At 58.9% G+C, this 18,422-nt stretch carries 16 protein-coding genes and 1 other RNA gene; 6 read left to right on the top strand and 11 right to left on the bottom strand.

The features are described from left to right. Positions 1-13: 13 nt before the first annotated feature. The 10 genes from mraY to FHP24_RS19510 form a co-directional block, all read right to left on the bottom strand. Positions 14-1,114 carry a phospho-N-acetylmuramoyl-pentapeptide-transferase gene (mraY, locus tag FHP24_RS19465; protein WP_139677888.1) on the bottom strand — a complete coding sequence of 367 codons (1,101 nt, stop codon included), beginning with the start codon at positions 1,112-1,114 and terminating at the stop codon, positions 14-16. 28 nt (positions 1,115-1,142) lie between these two features. Beyond that, positions 1,143-2,576, bottom strand: a complete 1,434-nt coding sequence (locus FHP24_RS19470) for a UDP-N-acetylmuramoylalanyl-D-glutamyl-2,6-diaminopimelate--D-alanyl-D-alanine ligase (protein WP_139677889.1) — start codon at positions 2,574-2,576, stop codon at positions 1,143-1,145. Beyond that, positions 2,573-4,033 (bottom strand): UDP-N-acetylmuramoyl-L-alanyl-D-glutamate--2,6-diaminopimelate ligase, encoded by a 1,461-nt coding sequence (locus FHP24_RS19475; RefSeq protein WP_139677890.1) that lies wholly within the window; start codon positions 4,031-4,033, stop codon positions 2,573-2,575. The genes FHP24_RS19470 and FHP24_RS19475 overlap by 4 nt, the downstream gene beginning before the upstream one ends. Before the next feature lie 56 nt (positions 4,034-4,089). Further along, the gene (locus tag FHP24_RS19480) at positions 4,090-5,835 is read right to left on the bottom strand and encodes a peptidoglycan D,D-transpeptidase FtsI family protein (RefSeq protein WP_139677891.1); all 1,746 of its coding nucleotides are present in this window, start codon (positions 5,833-5,835) and stop codon (positions 4,090-4,092) included. Then, a complete protein-coding gene (ftsL, locus tag FHP24_RS19485; RefSeq protein WP_139677892.1) occupies positions 5,835-6,299 on the bottom strand; it encodes a cell division protein FtsL in 465 nt (154 codons plus the stop codon). The genes FHP24_RS19480 and ftsL overlap by 1 nt, the downstream gene beginning before the upstream one ends. Positions 6,300-6,301: 2 nt before the next feature. Next, a complete protein-coding gene (gene rsmH, locus FHP24_RS19490; RefSeq protein WP_139677893.1) occupies positions 6,302-7,327 on the bottom strand; it encodes a 16S rRNA (cytosine(1402)-N(4))-methyltransferase RsmH in 1,026 nt (341 codons plus the stop codon). Positions 7,328-7,730: 403 nt separating this feature from the next. Then, positions 7,731-8,133, bottom strand: an RNA gene (gene rnpB / locus FHP24_RS19495) — RNase P RNA component class A. A 101-nt stretch (positions 8,134-8,234) separates the two neighbouring features. Further along, positions 8,235-8,867, bottom strand: a complete 633-nt coding sequence (locus tag FHP24_RS19500; RefSeq protein WP_139677894.1) for a lytic transglycosylase domain-containing protein — start codon at positions 8,865-8,867, stop codon at positions 8,235-8,237. 247 nt (positions 8,868-9,114) lie between these two features. Further along, on the bottom strand, positions 9,115-9,888 hold the full coding sequence (locus FHP24_RS19505; protein WP_139677895.1) for an N-acetylmuramoyl-L-alanine amidase: 774 nt from the start codon (positions 9,886-9,888) through the stop codon (positions 9,115-9,117). Next, entirely contained in the window at positions 9,885-10,628 is a 744-nt protein-coding gene (locus FHP24_RS19510; RefSeq protein WP_180356058.1) for a J domain-containing protein, read from the bottom strand. The genes FHP24_RS19505 and FHP24_RS19510 overlap by 4 nt, the downstream gene beginning before the upstream one ends. 354 nt (positions 10,629-10,982) lie before the next feature. Here FHP24_RS19510 and FHP24_RS19515 point away from each other — a divergent pair, with 354 nt between their 5' ends. The 3 genes from FHP24_RS19515 to FHP24_RS19525 all read left to right on the top strand — a co-directional run bounded on the left by FHP24_RS19515 (position 10,983) and on the right by FHP24_RS19525 (position 14,014). Then, positions 10,983-12,194: a pyrophosphate--fructose-6-phosphate 1-phosphotransferase gene (locus FHP24_RS19515; protein WP_139677896.1), complete on the top strand. Its 1,212-nt coding sequence runs from the start codon at positions 10,983-10,985 to the stop codon at positions 12,192-12,194. 40 nt (positions 12,195-12,234) lie between these two features. Beyond that, positions 12,235-12,870 (top strand): hypothetical protein, encoded by a 636-nt coding sequence (locus FHP24_RS19520; RefSeq protein ID WP_180356059.1) that lies wholly within the window; start codon positions 12,235-12,237, stop codon positions 12,868-12,870. 160 nt (positions 12,871-13,030) lie between these two features. Further along, a complete protein-coding gene (locus FHP24_RS19525; protein WP_246091840.1) occupies positions 13,031-14,014 on the top strand; it encodes a lytic transglycosylase domain-containing protein in 984 nt (327 codons plus the stop codon). A gap of 3 nt (positions 14,015-14,017) precedes the next feature. Here the strand turns inward: FHP24_RS19525 and FHP24_RS19530 are convergent, their stop codons facing one another. Continuing rightward, positions 14,018-15,358, bottom strand: coding sequence for a serine hydrolase domain-containing protein (locus FHP24_RS19530; protein WP_246091841.1), 1,341 nt, complete (start codon positions 15,356-15,358; stop codon positions 14,018-14,020). Positions 15,359-15,522: 164 nt separating this feature from the next. Here FHP24_RS19530 and FHP24_RS19535 point away from each other — a divergent pair, with 164 nt between their 5' ends. The 3 genes from FHP24_RS19535 to FHP24_RS19545 all read left to right on the top strand — a co-directional run bounded on the left by FHP24_RS19535 (position 15,523) and on the right by FHP24_RS19545 (position 18,340). After that, complete coding sequence (locus tag FHP24_RS19535) at positions 15,523-16,773, top strand: DUF3419 family protein (RefSeq protein WP_139677899.1); 1,251 nt, start codon at positions 15,523-15,525, stop codon at positions 16,771-16,773. Between the two features lie 35 nt (positions 16,774-16,808). Beyond that, on the top strand, positions 16,809-17,426 hold the full coding sequence (locus FHP24_RS19540; protein WP_139677992.1) for a class I SAM-dependent methyltransferase: 618 nt from the start codon (positions 16,809-16,811) through the stop codon (positions 17,424-17,426). A 131-nt stretch (positions 17,427-17,557) separates the two neighbouring features. Next, the gene (locus tag FHP24_RS19545; protein ID WP_139677900.1) at positions 17,558-18,340 is read left to right on the top strand and encodes a glycoside hydrolase family 25 protein; all 783 of its coding nucleotides are present in this window, start codon (positions 17,558-17,560) and stop codon (positions 18,338-18,340) included. Positions 18,341-18,422: the final 82 nt, after the last annotated feature.

Below are 18,422 nucleotides of genomic sequence, written 5' to 3' on the forward strand. Positions count from 1 at the left end.
ATTATTACCGAATTTACCGAAGCTTGAGGGTCGAAAGGCCGAGCATGGCGAGGCCGACGGCGATGATCCAGAAACGGATCACGACCTGGCTTTCTGTCCATCCGAGCTTTTCGAAGTGGTGGTGGATTGGAGCCATCAGGAATACCCGCTTGCCAGTCATTTTGAAGAAACCGACCTGGATGATCACCGAAAGCGTCTCGATGACGAAAAGACCGCCGATGATCGCCATGACGATTTCGTGCTTGGTGGCAACGGCAACCGAACCGATCAGGCCGCCGAGCGCCAGCGAGCCGGTATCGCCCATGAAGATGGCCGCGGGCGGAGCATTGAACCACAGGAAGCCGAGGCCTGCACCGATCACGGCGCCGAGAATGACCGCAAGTTCGCCGGTACCGGGCACGAAATTGATCTGCAGATAGTTCGCAAAAACGGCGTTACCCGCGAGATAGGCAATCACGCCGAAGGAAGCGGCAGCAATCATCACTGGCACGATCGCAAGACCGTCCAGACCGTCCGTCAGGTTCACGGCATTACCGGCAGCGACGATGACGAAGCCGCCGAACAGGATGAAGAAGATGCCGACGTTGAGAACGTATTCCTTGACGAACGGGAAAGCGATCGACGTGGCAAGCGACGGGTTGGAAGTCTGGCCATGCATTGCCATGCGCATCATGAAAAATACCGCAATGCCCGCGACCAGAAACTCGATGCCGAGACGCGCCTTGCCGGAAAAGCCCTTGTCCGACTGCTTCGTCACCTTGAGATAGTCGTCATAAAAACCGATGGCGCCGAAACCGAGCGTCACGAGCAGAGTTGCTACGACATAGACGTTTGAAAGGTCTGCCCAGAGCAGCGAACCGCCGACGATGCCGGCAAGGATCATCAACCCACCCATAGTGGGCGTGCCGGCTTTCTTGAAATGGGTCTGCGGACCGTCAGCACGGATCGGCTGCCCCTTGCCCTGACGCACACGCAGCGAATCGATCATCCGCGGCCCGAACAGGAAAACGATCAAGGCCGACGTGAACAGGGCTGCGCCAGTCCGGAAGGTGATGTATCGGAACAAATTGAAAAACTGCAGTTTGTCCGACAGTTCGACAAGCCAGATCAGCATGAGGGCCCTTTCCCGAAGCCGCTAAAATTCAAAGTTGGTGGTCCGTGTCGGAGAATGCCGGATAGTTGTCAAGCAAGGCGGCAATGATCTTGCCGAACCCGATCCCGAGCGAAGACTTCACCATCACCACGTCGCCGGGTCTCACGGAGCGGATTGCATAATCCGACAACTCGGATGTCTGCTCGAAATATGCGACTTCGACACTGTCGGGAAGCGCATCGCGCAGAACGGCCATTTCCGCGCCTGCAAGCCAGACATGCTCGATCCCGGCAGCAAGCAGCGGGCCAGTCAGTTCCTCGTGCAACTGAGCGGAGAACTCGCCCATTTCCAGCATGTCACCCAAAACGGCGATGCGTCGGCCCGTCAGTTCCGGTGTGGTCGAGGCAAGCAGCGCGATCGCCGCCCGCATGGAAGCCGGATTGGCGTTGTAGCTTTCGTCGATCAGCGTCAGATGCCCTTCGCCGATACCCAGACGGTGACGTTCGCCCCTGCCCTTGACGGCCTTCAAGCCCACAAGTGCCTCGATCGCCCGATCGAGATCGGCGCCGACAAGGTCACAAGTGCCAAGCGCTGCAACCGCATTTTCGGCGATATGCCGTCCCGGCGCGCCGATCTTGATCTCCCGCGTTTCGCCATCGAGAACGGCCCAGATGGTCGATCCCTCGCCGTCACCCTCGAAATCCGCGAGGCGGAAGTCCGCCTTGGCGTGCTGGCCAAAGCTGCAGATCCGCGTAACGCCTGCTTCCTGCGCGCGTTGCGCCAGAAACTCGAACTGCTTGATATCCCGGTTGAGCACGGCAACGCCGCCTTCGACGACACCGTCGAAAATCTCGGCCTTGGCTGCGGCGATCTCTTCCAAATCCTTGAAATGGCCGAGATGCGCGGCGGCTATCGTTGTGATGGCCGCGACATGTGGTTTGACCATCTTCACCAGCGGGGTGATCTCGCCGGCATGGTTCATGCCGATCTCGAAGACACCGTAATCGGCATCGACCGGCATGCGGGCAAGTGTCAGCGGCACACCCCAGTGATTGTTGAAGGACGCAACGGCCGCATGCACCTTGCCCGAGGGAGCAAGCACCTGGCGCAGCATTTCTTTCGTCGTCGTCTTTCCGACCGATCCCGTCACCGCAACGATGCGAGCGTGACTGCGCGCGCGGGCAGCCACGGCCAGCTTGCCGAGCGCCACCAGCACGTCTTCGACCACGATCATCGGCACGGTCAACCGACCGAGCGCGGGAAGCTTGCCTTCGCTGACGACAATCAACGCGGCGCCATTGGCAACAGCGATGCTCGCATAATCATGACCATCGACACGATCGCCCTTGATCGCGAAAAACGCTTCGCCCGCACCGATGGAGCGGCTGTCGATCGAAATCCCGGTAATGCCTTCAGGAAGCGTACCGATCGGGCGACCTTCCATGACCGCCGTCATCTCTTGCGATGTCCACAGCAAGCTCACGATGCCCTCTCCTCCAATGCCCGACGTATTTCGAGATGATCCGAGAACGGCAGCACGGTCGTACCGATCGTCTGCCCCTCCTCGTGCCCTTTGCCGGCAACGATAAGCGTATCGCCCGATTTGAGCAGGTTCACAGCATGACGTATCGCACTGGCCCGATCACCGATCTCGACTGCGCCAGGTGCAGCGGCCATGATCTCGGAGCGGATAACCTCCGGCACCTCGGAGCGTGGATTGTCGTCCGTCACAACCACGATATCTGCCAGACGTGTGGCAATCTCACCCATGATCGGCCGTTTGCCCTTGTCGCGGTCGCCACCGCAACCGAACACCACAAGCACCTTGCCGCTGGTGAAAGGGCGAACGGCGGTCAGCACCTTTTCCAGCGCATCGGGCTTGTGGGCATAATCGACATAAGCGAGTGCGCCGTCCTTTGTATGACCAACGAGTTCCAGTCGGCCGGCCGCGCCGGTCAGCGTTTCAAGCGCCTTGAAAGCAGTCTTTGCATCGACACCCGTCGAGATCGCGAGACCAGCCGCAACGAGGGCATTCGCCAGCTGAAAGTCTCCGGCAAGCGGAATGTCGATCTCGAATATCTGACCGTTGTGATGAACTTCGGCCGTCTGTTTGTGGCGGAAATGTTCGACCCGTTTGATACAGAGATAATCGCCCTTCCGACCGACCGTGCGGACATTCAACCCCGAAGCCTTGGCAACGCGGATCGCTTCATCCGACCACGCGTCGTCGGCGAAGATGACGGCGGGAGAGCCTTTCGGCATCAGCGTATCGAACAGCCGCATCTTGGCGGCCATGTAGTCCTCGACCGTCGGATGATAATCCATATGGTCGCGACCGAGATTGGTGAAGGCGGCAGCTGAAAGCCTGACGCCGTCCAGACGCGACTGGTCCAGACCGTGGCTGGACGCTTCCATGGCGGCGTGCGTGACACCTTCGTCCGCCAGTTCAGCCAACAGCTTTTGCAGTTCCACCGGATCCGGAGTTGTCAACGATCCATAATTGTTCCGGCTTGGCGAAATGACGCCGGTCGTTCCGATCTGCGCGGCGCTCAAACCTGCTTTCGCCCAGATCTGCCGAACAAAAGACGCGACGGATGTCTTGCCTGCCGTGCCGGTCACGGCCACCATTGTCTCGGGCTGCCTGCCGAAGACCCTGGCTGCAGCGAGTGCGACGAAACGTCTTGGGTTGGAAACGACAAGAACCGGAATACCCGCATCAACCGGATGAGCGGAAACGGCAACGACTGCACCGCGCGCCGCGGCATCGCCGATAAAACCCTGCCCATCGGCCTTGGCGCCAGCCAGAGCGGCAAAAAGCATGCCCGGCTTGATCTTGCGGCTGTCCAACGAAAGCCCGGTGATCTCGGTATCTCCGAGAGGACCAGCGAGAAGGTCGTTCACTTCCGGAAAATCCGGACCAGCAAGATCACGCAGTTTCATCAATCTATTCCATCTTCCGAGCGGCGTTCACGAATCGCCGCTCGAGTTGTTGTCGCTCAATAAGACACAAGCAGGGCAGAGCCGTCATTGCCGAACTTTGGCTTTACACCGAGAATGGGAGCCGCCCGGCTGATGATCTCCTTGACCATCGGGGCTGCCGAGGTCGCGGCAATGGCTGCACCGTTGCCCTTGTCGGTTTTAGGTTCATCGCTGAAGCTCAAAACGACATAACGCGGATTATCCATCGGGAAAGCCGACAGGAAGGCGTTGAAGTTCTTGTCGTGAGCGTAACGTCCATTGACGACCTTGTCCGCAGTGCCCGTCTTGCCGCCAACATCGAAGCCCGGGACGCGCGCATTGCGGCCTGAGCCGTTGGCGCCATTCCATTCGAACAGGTAGCGCATATCCCTGCTGGTGGAAGGCTTCAGTACCTGAGTGGCGACGACATCTGCCTGCTCTTGGTTTCTGGGCAGGAAAGTCGGCTCGATCAGCTTGCCGCCGTTGACCAGAGCAGCGCCGGCCACCGCAGTCTGCAGCGGTGTTGTCGCTACGCCATGGCCGAAGGAGATCGTAATCGAATTGATCTTCTTCCACTGCCGCGGTTGGCTTGGCATAGCAACTTCGGGCAACTCGGTCTTCATTCGGGAGAGAAGGCCCAGTCGCGTCAGAAATTCCTTGTGACCTTCGATACCAACCGCATCAGCGATCTTCGCGGTACCGATGTTGGACGAATACTGGAAGATTTCCGGAACGCTCAGCACACGACCCTTGCCGTGAAAGTCCTTGATGGTGAAGCCGCCGATGCGGATCGGGAAACGCGCATCGAACGTGCTGTTCAGGTTCATTTTGCCGTCGTCGAGGCCCATGGCCAGCGTGAAGGACTTGAAGGTCGATCCCATCTCGAACGTGCCGTTCGACATGCGGTTGAACCAACCTTCCTCGCCGCCGGCGGCCGGATCGTTCGGATCGAAATCCGGAGCCGAAGCCATGCCGAGAATTTCACCCGTATGCACGTCGATGACGACGGCACCCGCTCCGATTGCCTGGTATTTGCCGATCGAGGCAGAAACGACGTCCTGCACGATCGCCTGCACCCTGAGGTCGATGGACAACTTGACTGGCTCCAGCGGCTGGTTCGATGTCATGCCGACTGCGGCGAGATCTGCGAGCCCCTGGCTATCGACGTAACGTTCCATGCCGGCAACGCCGCGATTGTCGATATTCACATAACCGACGATATGCGCTGCGGTACGGCCGCCGGGGTAAAAGCGGCGCTTTTCCGGCCGGAACCCGATACCGGGAACACCGAGCGCGAGAATCTGGCTCTGCTGCTTCGGCGTAAGCTGGCGGCGAAGCCATTGGAAGCGCGAATTGGACTTGAGTTTTGAATAGGTCGATTTGACATCGAGGTCCGTCAGCACGGTCGAGAGCTTCTCGACCACCTCGTCGGCATCGACGATCTTGTGCGGCTCGGCAAACAGCGAGACGGTCCGGATGTCGGTGGCAAGTATCGCGCCATTGCGATCGACGATGTCAGGACGCGACGCCATCAGCCGGTCCGCGGGCAGAATGCTCGATGTGATCTCCGGCTGTGCCACGCCATATTGCACGAGGCGGCCACCGATGAGCACGTAAAATGCAGCAAAACCTGCGATCAAAAGACCAACACGGTTGCGCGCCTGCGATGATTTCCGCTTGCGCGTTCCTTCGAATGCCGCGCCGTTGACGGGTGACCTGCCCTTGCGGTCGGATGAAAAATGCGCCCGGCGCTTGACCACCATGACTCGGGAAAGAAAAGACATCAGCGCCTCACCGAACCAGTGGACATGTTATCAGGGCTCCAGCCACGCGGGGCCGGCAACGGAACCTTGGGGGCTGGTGTCGCTTTGGCCTGCGCGACACCCTTGAGCGCAGCAGCGACTTCACCGCTCTTGCCGGCAATGATATCCTCGATCGTCGTATCGGGTTGCGGGAGTTGCGACCTGTGCATGGGCAGCTCCTTCGGCATGGCGAGTTGCGTCGGCTCGGTGGGAACGAGACCAAGCTCCGAGTCGTAATTTTTGATAAGGGGCTGCAGGCGGTTCGGCTGGGTCACCAGCGCCCAGTCAGCCTTCAGAAGGTCGATCGTGTCGCGCTCGAGCTTGATTTCCGCCTCGAGCCGACGAACCTCCGTCAGCTTCTCGTCGGCCCGGTGCTTGATGGTGTAGGTGACAACCGCCATCGTGGTCATCACGCCAATCAGGACGAGATCGAAACTCCTCAGCATCCTCAGGCTCCCATGGTCGCAAGGCTGGCAAGATCGGGCAGCGCGAAAATAGAAAGGTCGGCAGTGCCCGGTTTCGCTGCGGTACGGACACCCATGCGGAGCTTCGCCGAACGGGCCCGTGGATTGACATCCGCCTCCGCCTCGCTGGCTGCGATCATCTGCTTGCCCGGAAAATCGAAAACGGCAGACCGAACCTCGACCGCCGGCATGTGCCGCGAGCCGGATGCCTTGCCGGAACGATCAGAGAAGAACTGCTTCACGATCCGGTCTTCGAGAGAATGGAAGGTCACAACGACCAGCCGCCCACCCGGCTTCAACGACCGTTCGGCGGCGAAGAGAGCACGAGCCAGCTCGCCGAGCTCATCATTGACGAAAATCCGCAGCGCCTGAAAGACGCGGGTCGCGGGGTGGATCTTATCCTTGGCTTTGCGCGGATTGACGCTCTCGATCAGATTGGCAAGATCGCGCGTCGTTTCGAAAAGCTGGGTCTCACGGCGCTTTTCGATGGCGCGGGCAATACGTCCCGGATGTTTCTCTTCACCGAGAAACCCGAAGATACGGATGAGATCACCGACCTTTGCACGATTGACGACATCAGCGGCCGAAACACCCGCAGACGACATGCGCATATCGAGAGGCCCGTTACGCTGGAATGAGAAGCCGCGCTCGGCCTCATCGATCTGCATCGAAGACACGCCAATATCGAGAACGACCCCATCCAGACCTTCATCCGGAGCAAAGTCGGCCAATTGAGAAAACTGGGAATGGATGAGCGACAGGCGCCCCTGGTTTTTCTCTACAAGCGCCTGACCCGCCGAAATCGCCGTCGGATCCCGGTCGAGAGCGATCACCGACGCACCAGCAGAAAGAAGCGCAGAAGTGTATCCACCTGCGCCAAATGTGCCGTCGAGAATGATCTTTCCTGCTTCTGGCTGAAGCGCATCAACCACTTCCTTCAGCAGAACCGGAATATGGCGAGCCGGCCCACCTTCGGCCTCGACCTCAGCAATATCCGACGTATTCACCATACCGCACTCTCGCTGCCATTGGAGCACAAAACCGCAAACCCCTTTAAGCCCGCCACACCACCCTCACCCCACGATCGCCAGACGGAGGGATCGACACCGGATCGAGAGGCACGAAACCGCCCCACCACAGCATGAAAATGAAACGGCATTCGACAAAAGAGACATTCTCGAAAAGAGCTCCGCAAGCTCCTCCCGATCAGCATTTATTTATGACCCGTTAAGTTTAACAAAACATTACCAAGGCGCTGCCGTCGGCTCGGTAGAGGAGCTCGAAAACATTGCCGAAACGTGGCTCAAGCCACTGAAATAACAGATATTTTCAATCGACAGGCGAGACATTCCGCACTTCCGTGCACCAACATTCGCAGGGCATACATCGCCCAATTATCGTCGTCAGGTTAGATTCGCCAGTTGGCCTGTAAGCCGGGTTCTGTATGGCCCCGATGCGAACACCGGAACGTGGCAGCCATTCATCTGGGACGATGCTCGCACATCGCCTCGCGCAACCCACCCGGATGACTGGCCCAGAAACAGGCTGTAGGCGCTTGTGGCGCCCCGCATCATCCCTATTCGGTCTTGCTCCCGGTGGGGTTTACCTTGCCACCCCTGTTTCCAGCGGTGCGGTGGGCTCTTACCCCACCCTTTCACCCTTACCCCGCATAAAGCGAGGCGGTTTGCTTTCTGTGGCACTTTCCCTAGGGTCGCCCCCGCCGGACGTTATCCGGCACCGTGTTTCCGTGGAGCCCGGACTTTCCTCACCTTACCGCCTTTCGGCATTGGTAAAGCGCGGCTGCCCGGCCAACTGGCACCGGCTCCATAAACGGTTTGATCTGCAAAGGCCACAGCTCAAACCAAAGAATTCGTCAGAATAACATGGAACGCAAAGCGCTTCGGCCGGTTTCCGGAATCAAAACATCAGCGGGTATGTTCGTCCGTAATCGAGAGCGACAGTCGCATAGGAAATCGCCTCCACCGGCTTCTCGCGCTCCATCGACGCAATAACCGTCTCGACCTTGTTGCAGTAGCTTTGCGACACTGGGTTCATCCGTTTGGCACCATGTCCGGCATTGTATTTCAGAATGGTACGGCAAAGCTTTCCGTCACCGAGATCACGCGCTTTGGCGAGATATTTCATACCGTAACGGATATTGGTCTCCGGATCGTAGAGACCGGAAGCGCGCCCTTTATACCCCATCAGCTTGGCTGTTGCAGGCTTGATCTGCATGAGACCAATTTCTCCAGCACTGCCTCTGACGGTCGGCCGGAAGTTGCTCTCGATCCGCACCACAGCCATGGCGAGTTCGGCCGGCACGTCATACTGATCAGCATATTGACGGATCAGCCCTTCGTAACGCGCCTGGCGAAGCACGAGCTGCTCCTCGGGCGTTGCCGCCTGCGCGGCGGTTTCCCGCGTTTCCCAGGGCTCGATTGCCCGTTTATCGGTAGAGGTCGTGTCCCCACCATCCTCGGCGCGCACAAAGTTCGTACCCGCAGCAAGCACGGCCATGCTCACTGCGGCTGCAACAGCCAACATTCTCATGAAGTAAGTCAGTCTCCGGGTGAGGCCCTCAAACTCGTGGACCTGCAAGGTTCGCGGATGGCACATGCCGATCCATCGGAAGCATCGCCGGAAGGACGATGCTTCTGTTGACGAAACCTGTTCGTTTTTCTTTGCAATCCCCGCCTACAAGGCGACTGCGCGAGCCACTGCTTAGACCCGGATAATAAGGAAAGTCTGTGGCAGCACAGGAAAGCGAGGGTTTCACAGCCACGCCATCCGCGGAAATTCAGGCTTCGGCTTGGCTGTATTTCGGCAATGAGGTCAGCAAACGATGCAGCGTGTCGATGGTGGAAAAATCAGCGATCCCATCCACCAGAGCCGGGCGAAAATGCCGTTGGAACGCCTCAACAACGCCCTTGGTGCGTTCGCAGAAATTGCCAGTTATCTCAAGATCGTAACCATAGAACGACAGCATCGATTGCAGCGCCTCGATCGGCTGCCCCGTTTCGCCGAGCTGAAAGAATCGTCCACCAGCAATCGGACTGGCGTCGACCCAGTGCCCGATGCCCGCCTGATGCAAGATATGCCAGGGGAAATTTTCGCCCGGATCGACCTTGCGGATCGGCGCAACATCGGAGTGCCCCAGCACCCGTTCCGGTCGGATCGACCACCGTTTGCCGCAATCCAGACACAATTGAACGACCGTCTCGATCTGTATCGCGGGGAATTCGGGCAGCCCACCCGGATGCCCGGTATTGGCAATCTCGATCCCGATCGAACAGGAATTGATGTCGATCTCCCCTGCCCACGCGCTTTTGCCCGCGTGCCAGGCGCGCCGCGCCTCGGGAACCAGTTGGATCACGCGTCCGTCCTCATGGACAAAATAGTGACTGGAAACCTGGCTCTCCCCATTACAGAGCCAGTTCAGTGCCTGATCCGCTCCCGGCATGCCGGTGTAATGAAGGATAATCGCATCGGGTTTGCGCCCGGAGGCGCGCTCCCCGTGATTGGGAGAGGGCCGGACCGATGCTCCCGCATAGTCCGCGACGAAATCAGTCATGCTGCGCGACGCTCTTTCTCGATCGCTTCATAGGCGGCGTTCAGTGCAGCCATCCGCTCGTGGGCAGCCGCGTGAAGCGTGGCCGGCACGCCGCGCGCGATCAGACGGTCGGGATGGTGCTCCGAGACCAGCAGGCGATATTGCTTGCGGATCGCCGCAAAATCATCCTCGGGCGAGACCCCGAGCACGAGATAGGGATCGCGGCCATCGAGATGCACATGCCTCGCCATGATGCGACGGAAATGATCGTCCGTAATGCGGAAAATCTCGGCGATACGGCCGAGGAAGAGCAGTTCCTTTTCATGCACAAGGCCATCTGCCTTGGCGATATGGAACAGCCCGTCCACGACACTCTCCAGCATCGGGCAATTCTCTACGGCACCCGAACTGCAAAGGCCGGAAAGCTTCGTCGCGTAAGCTTCGTAGCCTGCCACGTCCTGCCGCGCCAGATTGTAGAGGCGAGCCACGTTGCGGGCTTCCTCATCCGGAAAATCGAAGATCTGCTGGAACGCCCTCACCTCGGCTTCGGTGACGATTCCATCGGCTTTCGCCATCTTCGCCGAGAGCGCGATGATGGCGACCGAGAACGATACTTGCCTGCGCGTCTCGGGGTCACCTTCGAAAAGCGTGCGGATAGCCTCGACCACGCGCCCCAGCGCACTCCCGGCGGCATCGCCGATTGCACTGACGAGTCGCTCCAACAAGGAGGAAATCTGCAAACAGGAAAAATCGAATATCATGCGCGTAAATGACCAGATAACGCCGAAAATTGCAACGGACCGGACGGCCGCTGCCGGATTAAACTCTGTTCATGTTATCCGAACAATGAAGGTAATCCTCGATCGGACCTGCGGTTCCATCGAATACCGGAGTTACATAGCCTTTAGCAGCATATCCGCTGCAAAACGTCCCTCCATCAGATGTGATGGGACCTCACGTACCGCTGTATCTATCTGAAAGAACAGGATTATGCGCCAAAGAAAAGTGGGAGGCAAAACGGCTTCGGCAAAGAAATGCACTTTACATGGCCTGCCCTCTACCGCATCCATGTTGGTGGCAGATAAAGGGTAAGCGCAACGCGCGACGGAGGATCCATGGCCAAACAGAAAGTCGCAATGCTGACCGCAGGCGGTCTCGCTCCCTGCCTCTCATCGGCCGTGGGAGGCCTTATTCAGCGTTATACCGACATCGCTCCGGACGCCGAATTGTTTGCCTATCGATCCGGATACCAGGGCGTTCTGCTCTCGGATAGAATCGACATCACGCCCGAGATTCGGGAGAAGGCCCACCTGCTCCATCGTTATGGCGGCTCTCCGATCGGCAATAGCCGCGTCAAGCTGACCAATGCCGCAGATTGCGTGAAGCGTGGCCTGATCAAGGAAGGCCAGAACCCGTTGGCCGTTGCCGCGGACCGCCTGGCCGCCGATGGTGTTACCATTCTCCACACGATCGGTGGCGACGACACCAATACGACAGCCGCAGATCTCGCAGCCTATCTCGGCGCCAATGGCTACGACCTGACGGTTGTCGGCCTGCCGAAGACCGTCGATAACGACGTCATCCCTATTCGCCAATCGCTCGGCGCCTGGACTGCGGCCGAAGTCGGCGCCGCATTCTTCGACAATGTCGCCAACGAACAGACGGCTGCGCCGCGCACGCTTGTCATTCACGAGGTCATGGGTCGCCATTGTGGTTGGCTGACTGCCGCGACAGCGCGTGCCTATATCCAGAAGAGCAAGGCGAACGAATATATCGACGGCTTCCTGATGAATGAGGAAATGAAGGGCATAGACGGTCTCTACCTTCCCGAGATGGCCTTCGATGCCGACAAGGAAGCAGCTCGTTTGAGGGAGGTCATGGACAAGCGCGGTTTTGCGACGATATTCGTTTCGGAAGGCGCCTGCCTCGATGCGATCGTCGCCGAGCGTGAAGCCGCGGGCGAAAGCGTCAAGCGCGATGCGTTCGGGCACGTCAAGATCGATACGATCAATGTCGGAGGATGGTTCCAGAAGCAGTTTGCAGCGCGGCTCGATGCCGAACGGTCGATGGTGCAGAAGTCGGGTTATTTCGCCCGGTCGGCCCCGGCCAATGGCGACGATCTGAGATTGATCCAGGGAATGGTCGATCTTGCCGTGGAAAGCGCGCTGAACAAGGTATCCGGCGTAACAGGGCATGACGAAGATCAGAATGGGAAGCTTAGAACCATCGAATTTCCACGCATCAAGGGTGGTAAACCGTTCGATATGACGGCAAGATGGTTTGGCGATGTAATGGAGTCCATCGGCCAGTCCTTCGAACCGGCCTGATGGAGAAATGACAGGTGCCGTGGCACCTGGGAGGGTGATGATGACCGTAGAGACATGGCTCGCTTTTGCGGCAACGGCAGTTGCCGTGCTGCTAGTGCCTCATCCCATTGCGTCGCTGACCGCCGCGTTTTCCACTTCGTGGGGACGTACCAGCGCGCTCATCACCATCCCTGCGTTTGTTCTGGCCTTCGTTCTGGGCGGCGTCCTCGTAACTACCGTCGTTTTCCTGATCTCATTCTATTGGCCGGCAGCGATCGGTGCGCTATCCTGGATAGGACTTTCCTATCTGATGGTTCATGTCCTTTATGCTTATCAGGACCCTCAGCTACGGTATGGGCCTGCAGACAATGACAACCTTCCCGAAACGCGGCCTCTACGCATTTTCGGCTATTTCATTCTCAAGACATTCAAGAGCATTCGCTACTTCGCACTGACGGCAGCAATCGCCGTTCAGTTTTTCAATCCGACGCTGTTACCCCAGGCGCAATATTTGAACATGATTTCTGCGCTTGCCGTTGCTGCAATGGTGGCAGCCCTCGCCCACGCCACCCTTCCCGGCCGTTTTGCCCGCAAACGGCGCCGTTCCACAGTCCGCAGCAAGGCTCCATACAGGCCCGGAACGCGCTTTATCGCCCGTCGCGCAGTGACTGCCGGATATCGGCGCATTGCCGCCTGATTTTCTGCGACGTGCTGGTGGCTTGTCGATCTCTTTCGAATAGGTTAATTGACATCCAGTTTCACTGGTCTTGTTAACGTTCTGGGCAACGATTTTTGATGAAAGCGACCCAATGGCAATGATGCGATTTGTGGGCCGGAAGGCAGCCGTGGTTCTCGCCATGTCCTCTGCCTTGGCCGCATGTTCCAGCGTTGACCACAGCAACAACGTGGCGTCGAACGAGGCGCAGGATGCGTCCGTTCAGCAGACAGCCGATGCGTCACAGGCCACGCAATCTGGTGCCGTCGTCGCTCAGGCAGGCTCCGAAAATACCGTCACACTCGTGAAGACCAGCCGGCTCCCGGTTCCCGTACCCGCAGTCATCGAGGCCGCCGCGGTTCAGACAGCTGCGATGGAATCGCCGGTTATGGCGCCGTTTGTCGCCATGCAGGTCAGTGCACCGGCTGTTTCTGCCACGACGGCCGCAGCGCCGGTGGTTCTCGCCTCCGCCCAGCCTCTGGTCCACAGCACGGCAAAGGGCAGCCGCCTCATTTCTCCGCCGGTCGCCCCGGCCGTCCAGTCCGGACAGATCCAGCCGGCAGCGGCCCAGGCTATCGCTCTCGACGAACCCGAACTGACGCCGGACATGGTGGCGCTGCAATCGGTCGTCCCTATCCCGCGTCCCCAGATCGCGACCACGACACTGGCCTACGCAGCGCAGCCAAAGGCCGTTGCCGCCGTTTCGGCGATAGACAACCGGATGGAATTCCCGCCGGCTCCCGGTGAGCCGATTCCGGAAACCGCATCCGAGGCGCCGTCCAGCCTGAAAAAGCTTATCCACCGTTACGCCGGTCTTTATGGCGTGCCGGAATCGCTGGTGCATCGCGTCGTGCATCGCGAAAGCAAATATGACCCCAAGGCCTATCACAAGAATGGCTATTGGGGCCTCATGCAGATCAAGTATTCGACCGCCAAGTCGATGGGCTACGAGGGTCCGCCGGAAGGTCTTCTCGACGCCGAAACCAATCTCAAATACGCGATCAAATATCTTCGCGGCGCCTGGCTCGTCGCCGACAACCAGAACGACAACGCCATAAGGCTTTATGCGCGCGGCTATTATTACGATGCCAAGCGCAAGGACATGCTCCACGTCCTGCAGAAATAACCGCTAATCTGCTCTCACACGCTTCACGACTTCCGATACGAGCATGGCTGCATCGTAACCTTGCGACCGCGGCGTCAAACCCAGCCTTACGATCACCAGATCCAGCGACGGAATGACGAAGATCGTCTGCCCGTCGTGACCGCTAATGACAAATGCATCGGATGGCAGGCCCGCCTCCGGTTTCGGCAACCACGTCTGCATTTTCGAGTAGCGTCCGCCTGAACTCCTGTTCGGCGCATGCATCGCCTCGACAAATCCTTGCGGCAGCAGCCTCTCACCGTTCCACACCCCATCATGCGCCAGAAACAGGCCGAAGCGAGCCCAGTCACGCGCCGTGGCATACATGTAGGAACTGCCGACAAAGGTACCGGCCGCGTCGGTTTCCATCACGGCAGACGTCATGCCGAGAGGATTGAACAGCGAGCGCCATGGATAGCCAAGCGCATCCGACGCATTACCGATGCGATCCATCCAGATTCGGGAAAGCAGTACGGCAGTACCGGACGAATAGTTGAAGCGCGATCCGATATCCGCTTCCAGCGGCACGGCCTCCACGAAACCCGCCATGTCGGGCTCTAGAAACAGCATCCGAGTGACATCGGCAACTGCACCATAATTCTCGTTGAACCCGAGGCCGCTCTCCATCGCCAGCAGATCGGCAATACGGATATCGGCACGGCCGTCGCTCCGCCATTGGGGAAACAGGTTCTTCTCATCCGCGGAAATCCGGTTCTCCATCATCAACCGGCCGATGATCGCGGTGTTGACGGTCTTGGTCATCGACCAGCCGAGAAGCGGAATGTCCTTGGAGAACCCATCACCATAGGTTTCGGCGCTGATCTTCCCATCCTTGACGATCACGACTGCCCGCATGCCCGGCCCGGTTAAAGCGACGTCTGAAAGCAAGGCCGCAAGCGATTCGTCCGACTCGATTTTATCCCCTGCGGGCCAAACCCCATCAGCCTCGGCCAATGCCTCCGCCTTCGTAGCGTCGGAACCCGCTACAACTGTCCCGACCGGCACGACCGTGCAGCCTGTCCCTTCCCGATAGATCGCCTCGCTTGGCGCAATCGATCCGAGAAGGGCGGCATCGACGCGTTTCTCTTCGCGATCCACGGTGATGCGCATCAGGTGCAGCAGCGGATGCCCAGGCGCCTGGACATCTTCAGCCAGCACCTCGTCGGGATCCCGGTTGGCGATAAAGACGTTGGAGCAAACGATCTTGGCCGCGTAACCGCTGCCGACACGCAGCAGATCGGGCGGGATGAAATAAAGCCAAAGCCCGGCGCCGATTGCCACGATGAGCAACAACACCACAAGACCACGAAAAATCCGCTTGAGCACCAGCGCCTCCATTTGTCCGCGCCATGCAAGCAAAATCCGCGACCAAGGGAAAGGCCCCTGGTGGTCAAGACTCCGGCAGCAGGAGCAAGTCACACTGTGCGTCACGAAGCTGTTGCACGAAGCGGCTAAACGCCTCGCAACTCATGATGAAGCAGGATTTGGTCATGGCAGATATCGTTGAAGACCGTGGATTGCAGCGCAACCGCAAGCTCAAGGATGCACTTCTCCAGCATAAGGCCCTGTCACCCCACGGCCTTTCCGAGCGCCTGTTCGGCCTGCTCTTTTCCGGCCTGGTCTACCCCCAGATCTGGGAAGACCCCTCGGTGGACATGGAAGCGATGGAACTGTCCGAAGGGCACTCGGTCGTCACCATCGGTTCGGGTGGGTGCAATATGCTTGCCTATCTTTCCCGCTCGCCGAAGACGATCGACGTGGTCGATCTCAACCGGCATCACATCGCCCTGAACCGCCTGAAACTTGCGGCATTCAAACATCTTCCGTCGCATGCCGACGTTGTCCGCCAGCTCGCCATGAGCGGCCTGAAATCCAACAGCATGGCGTTCGACGAACACATCGCATGGAAACTCGACGAACAGACGCGGACCTATTGGCAGAAGCGCTCGCTGACCGGCCGCCGGCGTGTCGAGGTCTTCAACAGGAATATCTATCGCACCGGCTTGCTCGGCCGGTTCATCGCCATCGGCCATATCGTCGCCCGTCTCCATGGCGTCGATCTGAAGGAGTTTGCCAAGGCCCGCTCGATCCGTGAACAGCGGCAGTTCTTCGACACTCATATCGGCCCGCTTTTCGACCGCCCGCTGATCCGCTTCGTGACCAGCCGCAAAAGCTCGCTCTTCGGCCTTGGCATCCCTCCGCAGCAATATGACGAACTGGCAAGCCTCGCAGCAGATGGCTCGATCGCACCGGTGCTGCGCGAGCGGCTGGAAAAACTTGCCTGCCACTTCCCGCTGAACGACAATTATTTCGCCTGGCAGGCCTTTGCCCGCCGTTATCCCCGCCCGGAAGAGGGCAACCTGCCCGTTTATCTCCGCGCGGAAAATTACAGAGAAATCCGACAGAACACGGATCGGGTTACCGTTCATCATGAAAGCGTCACCGGACTTTTGGCGCGCAAGCCGGCCGGTTCGGTCGATCGTTTCGTTTTGCTCGATGCCCAGGACTGGATGAACGACGACCAGTTGAACGCGTTGTGGAGCGAAATCAACCGCACAGCCGCACCTGGCGCTCGCGTCATCTTCCGCACCGCCGCCGAAAAGAGCGTGATCGAGGGGCGCCTGTCGGATGCACTCCGGCAGGAGTGGACCTATCTTGAGCAGCGTTCCGCCGAACTGAACCTTCAGGACCGCTCTGCCATCTATGGTGGCTTCCACATCTATGTGAAGGCGGGCCAGTGAGCGCCGGCGCCACGACGGAAGGCCACGCTGCCGATATGGACAAGATGTACCGCTACCAGCGGCACATCTACGACCTGACGCGAAAATATTATCTCTTTGGCCGGGACCGGATGATCGCCGGTCTCAAGGCTCCGGCAGGTTCGAGTATTTTGGAAGTCGGCTGCGGAACCGGCCGCAATCTGGCACTGGCCCGTCGCCACTATCCAGAGGCAAAACTCTATGGCCTCGATATCTCAGCCGAAATGCTGCAAACGGCACGTGCCAATATGGCCGGCAGCGAGCAGCAGCCTGTTTTGATCGTGGCCGACGCGACGACCTTCCGACCGGAGAATTTCGGCGTTGCCGGCTTCGACCGCATCATGATCTCCTATGCCGTTTCGATGATACCCGCATGGGAGGACGCAATTACCGCAGCACTGGCCGCACTGAACCCGAACGGCTCGCTGCATATCGTCGACTTTGGCCAGCAGGGGCGCCTCCCGGTCTGGTTCCGCCGTGTGCTTCAGGCATGGCTTCGCCGCTTTCACGTCACGCCGCGGGCAAGCCTTCGCGAAGTGCTGGAGAAAAAGCTGGAGCCCATCGGCGCCGACATGATCTTCGAGGAAATCGGTGGCGGTTACGCATGGCATGCCGTAATCCGCAAACGAGACTGACGCACTCGTTATCGGCATTACAATTACGCCTTACCCATTTCCTGCGGCGCTATGGTAAACGGGAAGCTCGAATGCCGCCCTGCCTGATTCCGGCGGACAGCGGCATCCCTGCAGAGCAACCCGGATGATCAATGCCGCGCCCCCTTCTCGTCCTCGCCCTGACTGCCTTGATGGCGACGTCCTGCACATCCACCAGTGACCTGATGGACACGGCTTCGATCAGCGGGACGAAATTCAAGGACAACGATCCTCAGAATTTTGGCCGAAATCATCCCGGCCGCCATGAAGTTCACGGCATCGATCTGTCGAAATGGAACGGCACCGATATCGACTGGCAGACGGTGAAAAAGTCAGGCGTTGCCTTCGTCTTTATCAAGGGCACCGAGGGCAAGGACCGGATCGACCCAGCCTTCTCAACCCATTGGCGCGGGGCTGCCAACGCCGGCATTCCGCACGCGGCCTACCACTTCTACTATTTCTGCTCGACACCGGAGGATCAGGCCGACTGGTTCATCGCCAACGTGCCGAAGGAAGCCAACATGCTGCCGCCGGTCCTGGACATGGAATGGAACCATGCCTCACCCACCTGCAAACTGAAGCCCGATGCGGCAACGGTACGCGACTTGATGCGACGCTTCATCGCCCGCATTGAAGCCCATTATGGCAGAAAACCGATCATCTACACGTCGGTTGATTTCCATCGCGACAACCTCGTCGGCGCTTTCAACGACTATCACTTCTGGGTCCGCTCCGTGGCCGCCCATCCGAGCGAGATCTACACCAATCGGGAATGGGCGTTCTGGCAGTACACCGCCACGGGCGTTGTGCCCGGTATAAAGGGCGAGACGGATATTAACGTCTTCGCCGGCAGCGCCAAGAACTGGAACAGCTGGGTTACGGCTGCAAACGATTGAGACACAACTCAAGCGATTCGTAATGCTGGCAATGTGAATGCGAGTGCGCTAAATAGCCGACTGCCGCGGCATTGCCAAATAC

This window comes from Aliirhizobium smilacinae, assembly GCF_006335145.1.
Taxonomy (GTDB): Bacteria; Pseudomonadota; Alphaproteobacteria; order Rhizobiales; family Rhizobiaceae; genus Neorhizobium; species Neorhizobium smilacinae.